This is a genomic window from Pseudomonas poae RE*1-1-14, assembly GCF_000336465.1.
In the GTDB taxonomy this organism is placed as follows: Bacteria; Pseudomonadota; Gammaproteobacteria; order Pseudomonadales; family Pseudomonadaceae; genus Aquipseudomonas; species Aquipseudomonas poae.
Genome location: NC_020209.1, coordinates 4,785,765 through 4,800,093 on the forward strand (window position 1 = coordinate 4,785,765; position 14,329 = coordinate 4,800,093).

13 protein-coding genes and 1 pseudogene are annotated in these 14,329 nt (G+C 52.8%); 7 read left to right on the plus strand and 7 right to left on the minus strand.

Annotated features, from left to right (window positions below; all coding sequences use genetic code 11):
• Positions 1–142: 142 nt before the first annotated feature.
• Positions 143–374 (minus strand): annotated as a pseudogene (locus tag H045_RS21070) (hypothetical protein).
• A 165-nt stretch (positions 375–539) separates the two neighbouring features.
• Positions 540–1,325: a hypothetical protein gene (locus H045_RS25585; RefSeq protein WP_244159684.1), complete on the minus strand. Its 786-nt coding sequence runs from the start codon at positions 1,323–1,325 to the stop codon at positions 540–542.
• Positions 1,326–1,518: 193 nt separating this feature from the next.
• Between H045_RS25585 and H045_RS21080 the strand changes: the two genes are divergently transcribed.
• Positions 1,519–1,707, plus strand: coding sequence for a hypothetical protein (locus tag H045_RS21080; RefSeq protein WP_015373374.1), 189 nt, complete (start codon positions 1,519–1,521; stop codon positions 1,705–1,707).
• Positions 1,708–2,019: 312 nt separating this feature from the next.
• Here H045_RS21080 and H045_RS21085 read toward each other — a convergent pair whose 3' ends face one another.
• Positions 2,020–2,937, minus strand: coding sequence for a hypothetical protein (locus H045_RS21085; protein WP_157225371.1), 918 nt, complete (start codon positions 2,935–2,937; stop codon positions 2,020–2,022).
• 120 nt (positions 2,938–3,057) lie between these two features.
• On the opposite strand from H045_RS21085, the gene H045_RS21090 reads away from it, so the two are divergent.
• The 6 genes from H045_RS21090 to H045_RS21115 all read left to right on the plus strand — a co-directional run bounded on the left by H045_RS21090 (position 3,058) and on the right by H045_RS21115 (position 9,419).
• Complete coding sequence (locus H045_RS21090; protein ID WP_041931546.1) at positions 3,058–3,774, plus strand: TnsA endonuclease N-terminal domain-containing protein; 717 nt, start codon at positions 3,058–3,060, stop codon at positions 3,772–3,774.
• Entirely contained in the window at positions 3,764–5,695 is a 1,932-nt protein-coding gene (locus H045_RS21095; protein ID WP_015373377.1) for a Mu transposase C-terminal domain-containing protein, read from the plus strand. Before H045_RS21090 ends, H045_RS21095 begins: the two co-directional genes overlap by 11 nt.
• The gene (locus H045_RS21100) at positions 5,692–6,600 is read left to right on the plus strand and encodes a TniB family NTP-binding protein (protein WP_041931547.1); all 909 of its coding nucleotides are present in this window, start codon (positions 5,692–5,694) and stop codon (positions 6,598–6,600) included. Before H045_RS21095 ends, H045_RS21100 begins: the two co-directional genes overlap by 4 nt.
• 12 nt (positions 6,601–6,612) lie before the next feature.
• Positions 6,613–8,535: a TniQ family protein gene (locus tag H045_RS21105; protein ID WP_015373379.1), complete on the plus strand. Its 1,923-nt coding sequence runs from the start codon at positions 6,613–6,615 to the stop codon at positions 8,533–8,535.
• An 85-nt stretch (positions 8,536–8,620) separates the two neighbouring features.
• Positions 8,621–9,019: a DUF6957 family protein gene (locus tag H045_RS21110; RefSeq protein WP_015373380.1), complete on the plus strand. Its 399-nt coding sequence runs from the start codon at positions 8,621–8,623 to the stop codon at positions 9,017–9,019.
• A 46-nt stretch (positions 9,020–9,065) separates the two neighbouring features.
• Positions 9,066–9,419 carry a hypothetical protein gene (locus H045_RS21115; protein WP_015373381.1) on the plus strand — a complete coding sequence of 118 codons (354 nt, stop codon included), beginning with the start codon at positions 9,066–9,068 and terminating at the stop codon, positions 9,417–9,419.
• A gap of 93 nt (positions 9,420–9,512) precedes the next feature.
• Here H045_RS21115 and H045_RS21120 read toward each other — a convergent pair whose 3' ends face one another.
• The 4 genes from H045_RS21120 to H045_RS21135 form a co-directional block, all read right to left on the minus strand.
• Positions 9,513–10,484, minus strand: coding sequence for a plasmid partitioning protein RepB C-terminal domain-containing protein (locus tag H045_RS21120; RefSeq protein WP_015373382.1), 972 nt, complete (start codon positions 10,482–10,484; stop codon positions 9,513–9,515).
• Complete coding sequence (locus H045_RS21125; RefSeq protein WP_015373383.1) at positions 10,484–11,392, minus strand: plasmid partitioning protein RepB C-terminal domain-containing protein; 909 nt, start codon at positions 11,390–11,392, stop codon at positions 10,484–10,486. The genes H045_RS21120 and H045_RS21125 overlap by 1 nt, the downstream gene beginning before the upstream one ends.
• Positions 11,389–12,945 carry a recombinase family protein gene (locus H045_RS21130; protein WP_081602908.1) on the minus strand — a complete coding sequence of 519 codons (1,557 nt, stop codon included), beginning with the start codon at positions 12,943–12,945 and terminating at the stop codon, positions 11,389–11,391. Before H045_RS21130 ends, H045_RS21125 begins: the two co-directional genes overlap by 4 nt.
• A gap of 574 nt (positions 12,946–13,519) precedes the next feature.
• A complete protein-coding gene (locus H045_RS21135) occupies positions 13,520–14,242 on the minus strand; it encodes a response regulator transcription factor (protein WP_003233604.1) in 723 nt (240 codons plus the stop codon).
• Between the last annotated feature and the right edge of the window lie 87 nt (positions 14,243–14,329).

Genomic DNA, 14,329 nt, shown 5'->3' on the forward strand with positions numbered 1-14,329 from the left:
TTGACCTCATACAAGCCGAGCATTATAGGCATCATTAGCCGTCGCTTGCAGAAAACTAGCTTCATTTTAAAACCCTGCAGCAGGCACTCACTCAATCACCCTGTGACGCCGCTTCAGCTTTGAGTGTACCGGATAGGTGGGATTAGAGCTCGACCGTCAGGGTCTTGGATTCCCTGTCCCTCACAGAACCGCCCCACCGCCGTCAGTGAGCGCCACACCCGCACGGGTTCACGCCGCGAGCGCACCGGCAGCCACTTGCTGCCGAGCCGCAGTTCCAAGCGCCAGACCTCGCCCTCGCGCAGCACGCGAAACTCCCGGGCCGCCCCGGTCTCGACCAGCGTCTGCAACGTCTCCAGCTCGATGGCTCGTTTCATGTTGATCCCCTGCGCTCGCGTCCAACCAGTCCCCAGGGTATTGGTATAGCGCAGTCGCGGAGTCCGGCGACCAGATTGCCTATGCAGTATCACCAGATGGTGGTTCACGGTTGGGGGGTGATTGACCATAACGTTCAATTACGCGCAGCTCGAATCGTAGGGAGGTTATGAAGGGCCCTGCCGTTCCTGAGCCTTGCGAAAGGCTAAGGCCATGGTCGTGGTCGCTGGCGCGCGCTCAGTCGGTTTCTTCGGCTCACGCTGGACGTTGGGCCGGCGTGGACTGGACGGCTTAATCAACGAGGCGGTTCGCTTATCTGCAGGGGTGGGTTTCGCCGACTCAGCCGGTGTACTTCGCCCATCTCTCGCTTGAGCAAGCAGACTGTAGACGTCGAGGGTGACCGGCGAGCCCTGCGGGAGCAGGATCGACAGCTGAAAGTGGCCGTCGCTTACGGCTTTAATCTGCGCCAGGTTGTGCTCGGACAGCACCTGATGATGTTGATGGTGCGCCACGACCCGCCGCAGGTAGAGGGACAGGTGCTGTCCCTGACGAGTTCCGGTCAGCTTGAGGTAGCTTTTGTCGATGCCTGTGACCGCTTCGATAATGAACGGTTGCCAGCCGGCGCGCTGCCAAGCATAGGTGATTGGCTCACCTGTGGCTGGAGCTTTACCTGGTCGGCTGCTAGTGTCGGTGCAGGGATGTTTAGGCCAAGGCGGGCCCAGCTCGTCGAAGAAAACTCGGCCCCCCCTGGCCGATTGATAAAAGAACACCGCCGCCCCGCACACTGGGCAGCTGGCGTTGGGATTGACGTAGCTGTGGTAGGTATTGGTAAGTGAAATGAACCAGCCGCTGGGTGCCAATGGCGCGCTAAAGGTATTGATGGATCGCCCCATATGTCCATCACCGCCCCAACCACAACTGCAGTTTTTAGGATGATTCCAGGCATTACACATCAGCACCTCCTTGTGGTCGCGAATGGCGGTATTTTCCTAGTCACGCTCAGCTTTTCAATCGGCTCCTATTCAAGGGGCGTAGGCTGCTTGTATAGCACTCGACCGTTCTGGTGGAGTCCTAGTAACTGACGACCGGTGTGTCGCCGGGGGCTGGCAATGCTACGTTGAATGAAATCGTACGGAGGGTCTCAGTATGGGCTGGTTCAGAAAACCTCGACAACTCACCTACTGGGAGCGCCGTGAACAAGCGTTCATTGATGCCGTGAACAAGCTAAAAACCTTACACGTTACCTCTGAAGGGGCGATGTACATCGATCCTGAAGAGATTCGCGAGCAAATCATTGCTTCTCGAGAACAATTAAAGCAATTCGTCGTTAAGTAGGCGAATAGGTGAGCGGCTGCTAACTAGCTCTACACCCTCCCTATTAACCTTATGGCTAGTACACAGATTGCCATTACTATGTCGAGCTGTTGAGTTCTTCGCAGGGTCAAACTTTGATGGCTTCAGGTGCGTCGTAAATCTACTTGTGACTTCACTCATCAGACGAGCCTAGGTCTCAATCCAGCATCTGAGCTTGTGTTCGTCGGCGGAAAATCGTTTATTCCGGTGTTGAGGTCGTCACCGGTTCATAACATGCCAGCGTTTGTTCATTCTGGTTGCGGTTCTGATGAACTCATGCGGCTAACCTGGTAATCAAATTTTCTCTGCGATTTCATCAATGACTGGACGAAACGAACCATGAGCCTTGCGTCGAGTGCTTACCTTGACTCCGTCCCACCTGAGAGGATCGACGCCATCAATCAGCTCTCTTTCCAGTGCCCTTCCGCGATTCTGAAAGGGAACGATTGATTGACTATCCTGGCTTAAAGTACCTAGGTACAACCACTTTCCCAGTGCTTTAACACTATGAGCATAGAACGCCAGTTCATGGGCAAGCGATGAGCCATTTGGAAAGATGTACCAAACTTTTTCAAAGTAAGTCCGAGCGAAACTAGCCAACTTAAGCAAGTCTGCCGCAGCTCTCTCCTCTTTTCGCGAAGTGTCTCCCACCCGTATAAATATGGCAGCCTTGGGGTGCCCATTCACTTGGATCATGAAGAACTGATTGAATAAATCAGAGTGACCGACCTTTATCATTTCGCCTTCGGGATAACCGAAAAAGTCTGGCCTCGATATCTCCAGCACCTCGCCGCACCGACGTTCGTGCTCGGCGACTCGGGAGCGAGCGCGGGCGCGACTGGTAGTGGTGGGCGTGCCCACGCTTTTCGCATGACCTTCTGTAATATTGCGAAGGTCGAGCAAAGTCTGTTGGTTAGCGAGCGTGCTTTGCACAAGTGACAAAGCTACTTCACTGTTGAGCTGGTGTAGTCGTTCAAGCTGTTCAATGTGAGCGTAACCGCAGCCCACCTGTTCAGAGGAACATGGCCCTGCAATACGATCCAGGAAATTGCCGGCTTTCAGCATTCGCGAAACGACCTTGGCGTCGTACCCCTGCTCGTCTGCGAGTTTTCGGATCAGCAGGTTGATGCTGTCGTTTCCCTGGTAGGCATCCAATTGCGCCTGCACATTTTTGTATAGCGTGTACCAGTGTTGGCGTGCCTGCCTACCCATTTCAATCCCCAAGCTAACCGTGTAGTCCAGATGTGTCCTTTGAGTACACATCACCAAATCTTGACAGTCTATCGACCTCGGGCTATACCTAACAGCTCAATTATTTGGTGAAGTGTACCAATGAAGTCTGACAGTAAAAGCCATGCTTTCAGCCGAGACGTTGCAAAACGGGTCAGGCGTTCGCGCAGGGCATATGTCATGTGCTCGGCAAAAAATGGCAATGTCGAAATCCGAGTGGAGTCTCGGCTTGAGCAATCCGTTGCTCAGGTGTTCGAGCTGGATCCCCGAGTTCGCTCCTACCGGGCACAACCGTTCACACTCGATTTATCAACGGGTGATCTGTTACCAGAGAAGCACCTGATCAAACCTCAGGGCACGATGTATTACACGCCTGATTTTTCCGTCCTCCTGGACGAGCTACAGGTTGTCGTGGAAGTAAAACCTCGTCTTTTTGTGGAGGAGCAAACTGAGTTCCTGAGGTTGGTGAGAAGTGCCCTGCTGAGTAAAGGCATGCGCTTCATCGTTATTTCTGAAGATGACTTTAAGGGTCACTACCTCAGAAATGTTCAGCTGTTCATACCCTATTTAACACAAGCATCGGCTGCTCTCTCGCAGTGGGCCGCTCCTTTGCAAACACTTACTCCCGACCGCCTCAAAGGCCCTGTCCGCCAAATCCTGGATACAGGCTTACCGGCGAACTACCAGCTCGCAGCGGGGGTGCTACTCGGGGTTGTCAAATTTGACCTTGAGATACACCAGTTCGAGCTGATGGATTTTGAAATTGCGCCTGCATTTGGCTCGTTGGAAGCCTTTGAGGTGATTCGTTATGAACTCTAATTTAGAGGCAGGGCAAGCTGTCGTATGGCAAGACACCTGCTACGTTATCAAGGCCATCAAGCCACTGTTGGGGGACATCGTTCTCGAGGCGAAGGGTGGTGTTGAGCGCGCTGTCGATATTCGAGCCTTTTATAATCAGGTCGCCTCTGGTGACATTGCATTGCCTGGTCGGAAAGTCGAGGCTACAAAGCGCTCTTGGTCTAAAACCGAGCAAGAGGAAGCCGACTTTCGTCAGAAACTGATCGAGCTACAGGTATCACTTGATGCCCAATCTCTGGATGATCAAGCGTGCAATGAGCGTGTGGATGCATTTTGTTTACTCCACCAGCACAAAAGGCCTTCGAACAAAAGCATCCAGAATTACCGGCGCAAATTCAAATGTCATGGGTTCGAAGGACTTATCCCAAATTTCAGTCGCAGGGGCGGTTCCGGGTGGGCGAAAAAATCCGGAGCAAAGGAGGTCGCAGAACGTGTCCTGATTCAGACGTTCATGAAAGACGATAAGGTGAATCTGTCGTCCGTGACGACGATGATCAATCAAGAGTTGAAAGACCTCTGCCAAGAATCAGGGGCTGAAGAACAGATTGATCGAAAGACGATCAGTCGTCTTCTCCAGAAATTGCCCAGCTCTTTGGTGAAAGAAGGGCGCCTTGATCCTCGTACGTTCAATCTTTGGAATCGTCAGGCTGTCCGGCGTTATGACGTGAAGCAGCCCTTTGAGCGTGTTGAAATCGACGCTAAGACATTGGATGTGTATTGCCGCGACGAATTCGGTAACCGCTATACCGAGCTGACCATGTACGCCATGGTTTGTGCACACGCTTCATACCCTGTCGCCGTATATGTAAGCGGCGGTAAGCCCAGCGAATACACCTTGTTGAAAGTGTTCGAGTTCTTTCTGGCGCCGAAAGACCAGGCGTTCAAAGACCGTTTCGGCATCGTAACGGACTGGGTGCAGCCTTGCGGCATCTCCACAGTGGTTCTCGACAATGCGTCAGAGAATTTCTCCGACCTATCTTTGGGCATCGTACGGCGCTTGGGGATTCAGATCGAGTACGCTCGGATTGCCCGAGGCGACGACAAGCCGCACGTGGAGTCATTCTTCAAGGCATCCGACGAGGGTGTTTTCACCAAAATGCCGGGTGCTAAGCAGAGCCAGGACAAACGAATCAAAAATCGTCATGCCAAGGCCGAGGCTGAGGCCTGTTACTCAATCGAAGAGATCTACCGGCACATCGTGACATTCGTTGCCGACGTCTACATCCACCGTCCAAATCAGAAGCTTGGCTTTCGATATGGCAAGCCCATGACCCCCAAAATGGCGATGGATGAGGCCTTGTCTAATTTCCTGCCAGTGCCGCCACCCTCCCTCGATCAACTGAAGAAGTTGCTTCTTGAGGTGAACAGGGATACTCGCCAGCTTCAACACTACGGCGTCGACTTTGAAGGCTTTCAATTCCATAGCCAAGCTATGGCCGCATTGGCGCGCGAGCGTGCCATCAGCACCATCGACATCTTGTACAACCCCGAAGATTGCACCGCGATCTTCGCTGTGCATCCTGACGATGGCAGCCTGATCCGACTTCACAATAAAACCGTCGGTATCCCAGAGGTGTCATTCGTGGTGGCCAAGATGTTGAAGAAGGCTTATTCGGGTGGCAACGCTGAGATGAATGGACACGACTATCAGCGCGTGTATGCCCGAATGCTCGCCCAGTTCACGGCTGACAGCCAGCGGCGTCCAAAAATCAAGGCTAACAACAAGGCATTGCGTGAGCGCGAAAAAGTCTCGGAGAAGGCCGAAATAGCAGGCCAGCTCGAAAAGTACACGTCCCAACCACGAGATGCTTTCGTATCGCCAAAGGCGGACGACTCCAGTGAGGATGATTTTGAACCCGCGCCGCGCAGGGCACAACCATGAACCAAGTGATGAACCCTTTAGTCTGTCATCACCGTTTTAACGTCGTACAGACTGAAATTGAATCAGCCTTGGCGCGCACGGAGAGCGGTGATCCACAGATCCTGCCCATCGTCGGGCCCACCCGCGTCGGCAAGTCGAAGTTGTTGGCAAGTATCATCGCTAGCCATACAACCAGCGAACCTTTGGGACACCGCAAAATTATCTATGTGGTAAGTCCCAAACATCTCACCGGGCGTGCTTTGCCGGATGCCTGTTTGGTCAGCATCGGCATGAGTACCGCGCTGTTCAGGAATCATGTGTTGGCGACCGATGCCTTCATCAAAGCGGTCAACAAGCAGTCGACGCGGCTGCTCATTTTCGACGAGACGCAACACATGCTGGAGCGCAGTGGACGCACGACAGTGCGTGCGGCTGCTGACTTCATCAAGCTGATTTTTGATCAGACGCGAGCCAGCATCGTGCTGGCGGGACTACCGACCCTGCTCGGGCTGTTCAAGGAAAATGAACAATTGGCTGATCGAGCCCTGAGCCCCATCGAATACTACCCATATCAATGGCAGGGCACAGATTACAAGCATTTCCGCAGCGCGCTGGGCAGCGCACTGGAGCACCTGTCTGAGAATGGCTGGGACACGTTTGCGTTTAATGATGCGGAGTTTGCTCGCCGCATGTACTTGGCCTCTGCAGGTCGGTATGGGCTGATCCACAAGCTTTTCGGCGAGGTGCAACTGGTTGGGCAAGCCGACAAGGTAGCAGGCTATGAAGCGTTTACTTTGGCCTATCAACGCGCCGTGATGGGTAGGCTGATCGACTTCAATCCCTTCGAAATTCAGCAGCCTGTATTGGTTGAACACATGGCCTTGGTTTATGCGAAGGTCATGCAAGAAGCCGGCGTGCGCATCTAAGGGGAAAAAACCATGCTGGCGTTCATACCAAACGATGACATATCTGACGAAAGCCTAAACGGCTATCTGTTGAGACTGACAGAGGAGAACTTTCTTGGGTCTACCCATGCCCTTTTGCGACCGCCCGGTGTCCGGCTAAAAAGCCGTTACACCGATGGGGAGCGGTCTGCCATAGCGCAGTACCATGGGCTAGATGCGCAACGGCTTGATCGTTTGGCAGCGTTTCCTGCTGTAGAAGGATCGATGGCTGCTGGGCTATTCCTGAGAAAGCTTGTCCCCGTCTGTCCGGAGTGCCTGCAGCTATCAGGTCATATCCGCCAGGTGTGGCATCATCAGCTATTTACGGCCTGTCCGCTGCATCAGGTATTGCTCATCGCCGAGTGCCCGGAATGTGAATCGTCGTTGGAATTAAATCGGGGGGCCGTGTCTCAATGCGGTTGCGGATGCGATCTGTCACTAGCGACCGCGCTGCCAGCCGATGCCGCCAACCTCCTGATTTCATCGATCCTCCTGCGCACCGGCGAGAATCAGCAGGTGCTTTCAGGTTTGAACCATGCGCCGGGTGTCCCGCAGGACATCGACAAATTCCTGCTGTTTCTCGCCAATCTGACCTTGAAGGTGCCACACAGGAAAAATGTGGCGATTGATTTTAAACGTGCCGTTGAGATCAATCAGGCTTGTTATGTGATGGCTCAGGATTTATTGACTGGATTTCGGACATTTGTGCTAGCAAAGGTACAGGCAGCGAACCAGGCAGACTCCAGGCAATTCATTCGTCATTTGGGGGCTTGGTACAGAGAGCTGAACGCCTCGTTCAACTCCGCAGCTTACGCACCCTTACGGGCCATCGTTACCAATATCATCCTCGGCCATGCCCATACTCCGATCAACCGAAAAATGAAGTATATCGGCGCAGAGCTATTGGGCTTAAAGGCTACGTTTACCGCTAATGAAGCTGCCCGTTTGCTTGGTTCTTCACCCGACCGAATCATGTCGTACGTGAAGACTGGCCAGTTGCCTGGGAAGGTTATACAGGGGGCGTTGGTTGACTTCTGCCTAATCGACCGCGCAGCAGTTGAGGCGCTCCAGCAGGCTGCAGAAGGTCTCGTCACCAGCAAGGATTTGCTCCGTATCCTCAACATCACTCGTCGGGTGCGCGCACGCCTACTGGAATCGGGAACCCTAAATCGAGTGCCGGAAAGCGACAGGCCCTTGTTCGCTAAAGGGGAATTTCTAAAGAGGGATGTCCAGCGCCTGATCGACGTGCTCGCTGAAGCGCCGGTGCCTGTGGTTTGCCACACAACCCTCGGGATTGAAGACATCAGCGCTAAGCGCTTCTCCTACCACCAAGCCTGTGAACTCTATCGACTGATTTTCACTGGTCAGATCAAGCCAGTATCAAGAACTCCTGAAGTACAGGGGTTAGCAGCCTTTGGATTCGATCAGGAAGAAATCCTGAGGCATCTGCGGCAAGACTCTGCCTTGTTTGAGCTGACCATTACGGATCTCACCAAGATGACTCGCTGGAAGCACGAGAACATCAAAGCCTGGGTGGAACAAGGTCATTTGGGGGCCCGCGTTGAGTTCTTGGGCAGAAGCCGCAGGGTGTTCATTTCGGTAGTGGATCTGCTGATGTTTCTCTCCACGCACATTGTGGTCGCAGAAGTTGCCGAGCGCTTGGGCAGTAAGTCAGTACACCTAACCAACTCTTTGGCAAGTAAAGGCGCCATGGTAAGAGGCGGCCACGTGACGTCTGAAGGTACTCAGCGCGGTGCCTTGATATCAACAGATGCCCTGATCAAATTAGCGTTGGGGCGTGCTGCCGGCGAAAGTCCTCGAAAAGCTAGCGGCGCGAGTATGGGGACGACAACTCGTTGTTTGACTATGGCGGATCTCGCGGACGGGTTGTTCGGTGTGGAGAATCGGCCCGGCTAAGGTAGTCGTGCTATCAGATCGAGTGCTAAACGTATGCGCCGGGCAGGGCGTCGACGATGCACATGCTCAGCGGAGGTTAGCTGTCATGAAAAACCTGGATGCGATCACAGAGCTGTTGTATGGCGAGGGCATTTCGATGCTCGGCCACAATGCTTCCGATGAAGATGCCATAGCACTCGCCCAGCGGCGTTTCGGTCATGCGCCGTATTGTCTAGTCAGGCAATGGATCTGGATTGATCTGGTGATGCCGCCATCACTATTGGAAGCGCTGGAGCGTGAGGCTCGTCTCCCAGTCATGATCTATGCGCACGAGGTGGTCATGGACAGCCAAGGACGGCTTAAGCCGGGAGACTGGGTGCGTACTACTCCAATGGTGTCGTTCTCGGATGGTTTCTGCTTTCAGACACGCAATACCGCGTATTTTCTGCTGGGCCCTGGCACTCGTAAATCAGCAGAGCTGGCGACAGTGGTTAAGGTTTTCTAGACCCGGCCTTGCCTGGCCTACCTACCTCATTGGCAGGGAATCTGACATGACAACCTCAAGAGGTTTCGGTGAACTTCGGCTCGCGGCGGCAGAGCGGCATTTCAGCGGTATGGCAGTGACTGCCTTCCTGACAGAAGTCGAGATTGTGGCGTGTTCTGCGGTCGGTGTGGTGCATAAGCACACTCGTGCAGGTGCAGGACGGTTTGAAGACGGGCGTCGCATTCGTACCTCTGATATCCACCTGATGGCGCACAGGAGCCCTTACTGGATACTCCTCACCGCCAGCGGCAGTTGCTATGTCATCGTCACGTTCAAAGGTAACAATGGTCGGCAGTCACTTAACGACTTTTTGAAGGTGCTGAGCGGTGGCTTTTATCCCACCCCCAGGCACTTACAATAGGAACCGCGCTGGCGCAAATAGGCGATCATCACCACTCACTACCTTGTATCAGCATGTCGATGTAAAAAACCACCGTCAGCTTGACCTATGAAATTATTCTTTTGTCTCGACAGCTTGCTCTAGTTGCGCAGCATCTGATTCATGACTTCCCCAAGGTAGCTCGGTCAACTCGGCGATGGATTGGAATTCTTTCAGGAACTCAGGTTGATGCCTAGCCAGCCACCGGACGACGGCAGCGTTAGCAAGAAGCTTGGTCAGGTATCCTTTAATGACTGTGAGATGAAGGACATCAGGCCCGTAGTCTTCTTCCACTGTTTTGATCTGCATCTGCAGAGCGGCCAGCTCTCGCTCAAGGCGAGCGATTGATTCGGCAGAGATTTGATCAGGTTGGTTTTTTCTGGGCACTGCCAATTGGTCTGAAGGTGTTGCAGCCAAAAGTGCCTTAGCGAGTAGTACAGAGAGATTTTTATTCCCAATCATCAATTCAGCCGCTTCAATTTGCCTCAATGGTTTCATCTGACGCAGATGATGGAAAACATTCGCTGGGCAGTCCGTATCACCCAGAAGCGAAATGGCCTCAGCGCAAATGCCATTCAGTAGCCGGAATTTTTGCTTGATGGTCTGCGGTGATAATCCAAGCGCTTTGCCAAGACGCTCCGCAGAGACTCCACGCTCCATTGCCCGCACTATCATTTTGTTGCTTTGTACGGCTGATAATCTGTTGGTACGTTTGTTGTAAGAGTAGGTGTCGTCGTCGGTTGCCACGAGGCAGTCGACTTCCAACTCTCCCAGGTCTTTCAGCGCCTCAATGCGTAGATGGCCATCTAGCAGAAAGTATTGCCCACTACGTCCAGGTACTGGTGTTACAGCGGGTGGCTCGACGAGGCCGACCTCCTGGATTGATGCTAAGATTTGTTGGTACTTAAGGCTTTCTTTTACCGCTGGCCTTGAGATTTTCAGGGGTATGATATTGGCCACTTCGACTCGAACGCAGTCATCCAAAAAAGCCTTTTTTGGAAGATGAGGCTGCTGAGCGCCAGTAGGCTCAAGTCTTTGCTCAGACATCACAACTGCCCTCCGTTCCCAAGAAGCCGAGTCTGTATCAGTTTCGGCATCAAATTCAGATGCTCTGTAGAGAGCAGCTTTTCGAAGTCACTGACGGACAAGAGTTCTTTGATAGCTTGAATGGCGAAAACAACGCGGTCGTGTGTAAAGGCGGCCTTTTTTACCATTAAGCGCTGTCGTTCGGCTTCCTGTTCGAATAGTCGTCTCAAGTCTGCGGGCGTCATTCTTTTCTTTTTATTCTGGCTGACACCTAATGAGCTCCCGCGCACAAATTTGTCCTTCTTGGCACGGAGCTCTAGGATGTGCCGCAGCTTGGTTATTTTCTTTCCTCTTATTCCACGCTCGTAGGCATCAGTGAGCACATTCTGGATGTCGCTTTCACTGCTTCGGGCGATGTCGGTTGCCATGCTTAAAGGGATCAAACCGGTTTCGACAGCTGACAGGAGTTTTTCTTCACCTCGCTCAAGTAGCCCAACGATCATGTTGACCCATGATGCTGTGCTACCAATTACTATTGCGATCTCTGCATCAGTCTTGCCCCTTTCCTTCAAACGTCCAACCTCGTTCATGAGATCTATCGGGCGATGTTGCCTTCGAGCAACGTTCTCTACCAAACTCATTACAAGGCAATCTTCTTCGACAGCATCAATCACAAATGCTGGAATCTCTGTGGCCTCCAGAGCTAGGAACGCCTCGAGCCGGCCTTGTCCGCACACAAGGTCATAGTTGAGCGCGCCTTGCGGCGAGGCTTTTCGACTTAATGTGATGGGGCGTTTGAGTCCCACCGTTTTGATATTTTCGATGAGCTCACGGTGAACCTTTTTATTCCTCGTTCGAGGGTTCAGGATATGAATTTGTGCTATTGGAATTAATGTGACACGTTCGCGTGAAGTTGATGGGACGGTCATTGGCAAGCCTCCTTCAGGGAGCAACGGGCAGCAAGCCCATCAAGAACATCCAGCGTTGTGAAGCGGTAGCTGTCGATTAAAGGGCTATTTTCCTCGGCCATTTTTTGTGGCCATGCCCCCATATCTATTCTGGGAACCAGGTAATAGTCCCGCACCTGCAGATTTGTGTGCTCCATGCGAACAGCAATCGTGATATCTGGCGCCAAGCTGTTATCGAATCTGAGCTTCCAGCGAAGAGTTCCTATAGGTGTCGCCTGGCAGCGCGCTATGACCACTGACGCCGTCCACTCACCGTTGATGGTCAGTAGGTCATTTTTAGGATTGGGTTCGACCTGGGCTCCGACTTGCTTCAGGTGTTTGACAACATCTTCAAGAACCGTCGGATGCAACTGTCTTATGGAGCGATTGATCTCCAAATATCGATAGTCTCTGTCGGGTGTATAACCGATAAGTGTGTATGCACGTAAAAGCCCGCCGAATCTGCTTATATAGGTAGTGCTAGACGGCATGTTGTCCTGCTCATCGATAAGCATTCCGGACAATAAACCCGCCCGTTTCAACAGAGTACGAAGCAGTTCCAACATTTGCGCATCGTCCAGGCGATGTGAGCGCTGCAAGATTATTTCGCGAACGACCGCAAACACCTCCAGCGAGACAATTCCCTGGAATGCTCCATCACAGCGAACCCACCTGTCGGGTGGGTTGCGACTGATGCGGTTACGTAGCTTGGAGGACGTTTTGTTGTAGACATTGTTACCGATGTATTTTTCGTTGGTCAGCACTTGGTGGATGCTGCCCCGGCTCCAAGGACGGTTAAAGTCGGTGATCAGCCCTTCAGCGTTGAGTGCGTTGGCGATCTCACGTTCGTTCATTTTGTCGTGGACGAATTGATGGTAGATGCGCTGAACTACCTCAATTTCCGCCTCGGGCCCAGGAATCAAAATGACCCTGTCGGTCTGGATGCTCTTCTGCTGGCCCCTTGATAGTTCTGCCTTGAATTCGTTTTTCTCGTCGATCAATGCACGACGTAATCCATATCCTGCTGGCCCACCTTGGTGAAACCCCTTTTCGACCAGGCGGCACTGACCAGCGAAAACTTTTTGGGATAGCTCTCGGCTGTACTCCCCTGCCATTGATCGTTTGATGCCTTTGTAAATTGTTGCCAAAGGCGAACCGTCGTTTTCGAATGGCTCTGCGCAATAGACAACCTTGATGCCTGAGCTAGTGCAAAGATACTCATAGTGGGCGCTTTCGTCCGTGTTCTGAAAGCGTCCCCACCGACTGACGTCATAGACAAGAATGACTTGGAATTGGGTATGTCCGGTCTGGACGTCGTCGAGCAGCCTACGCAGAGCATCACGACCGCCGATGTCCAGGCCGCTTTTCCCTTCGTCTCGGTAAGTTGTGATGATTTCCATGCCATGGCTCATTGCGTATGCATGGATGGCTGCTGATTGGTTTTCGGTAGAGTACCGTTGGTGATCAGTGGACATGCGAACGTACTCTGCAGCCGGTACCAAGCTATCAGAGCGGTCTGTTGAATTTGTCCGCATGGATGGAGAGGGCAATAGGCCTCCTCTAGACCAGAGAAGGCTGGCCCATTCGATTCAGCCTAGCGACGCTTTATTACGTGATGGTGACGGAGCAGGAGTATCTGCCCAGACTGAGCAGCGGCTCCTCTTCTATGCTTTCGGCCAGCGTAGATCGTCATGGATTAGCTGACATGGCTGTATTTATGTACAGTTATGGGGTGGAGGTGAGTGTCAGGGCTGACAGTTACAAGTTGCCGAAAGAGACTTGTATTAACTCAATAAGACGTACTTGAACAAGTGAGTTATATAGTTTAAATTTATATTCTCTTTTGACAAATTGTCAATTCACCGAATTTTAAAATCGTTGTTCATTTCCATGGCGTCTAACTTTGGCCAAAAATAGGTTTCCGCACTTTAACTTCTTCCAATAGGAAGATTAACTTTGCCCAAACGTGCCGTATACCTCTGATATTTCAATCTGTCAAAGTCGGTTAACTTTGCCCACCTACATCAGGCGAACCCGCAATAAAAAGGCCAACGCTCAGCGTTGGCCTTTTTTATTACCTCCAATTTGCCAAATGCTCCACGTGGAACATTACCCCTCGGCTGCCACTCCCACACTCTCCAACCGATACCCGTACCCATAGATCGTCAACAGCTGCCAACCCCGATCCGCCGTCAGCCCCAGCTTGTTCCTGAGGCGATAGATGTGGGTATCCAAGGGCCGTGACGACACCATCTCTTCATGGGTCCAGAACCGCTCATACAGATACTCGCGAGACAACGGTCGTGCCAAGTTGGCAAACAGGCAGCTAGCCAGGCGGTATTCACGCTCGGTCAGGTTGATGGGTTTACCCGCGCGGGTCACGGTGAGTTCGGCATCGTCGAAGGTCAGGTCGTTAAAGCTTTGCACTTCAGGCGTCATGGGCTTTTGCAGACCATGGCGGCGCAGCACGGCGGTGACTCGTGCTTTAAGCTCGTTAGGGCGAAAGGGCTTACTCAGGTAGTCATCGGCTCCGCTGTTGAGCGCAGCGACGATATCGCTCTCGGCGTCGCGACTGGTGAGCATAATCACCGCTGGCGGTGATTCCAGATGTTCACGGGTCCAGCGCAGCAATGCGATACCGCTGATATCGGGCAATTGCCAGTCGAGTATCAACAGGTCGAAGTTTTCCCGGCGCAGTTGGCGCAGCAGGTCTTCCCCTCGCTCGAAGCAATGCACAGACCAGGGCTGGTCCGATGTGCCGGGGATCTGTCGCAGTGTCTGTTCGACTCGGCGCAATTCAGCGGGTTCGTCATCCAATATCGCGACACGCATGGTGTGGGTCCCTTCACGAGAAATATGGCAACTGACGGCCCATCCAAACAAGGGCACTTACTGCGCAGATGCCAGCCGCTGAATCTG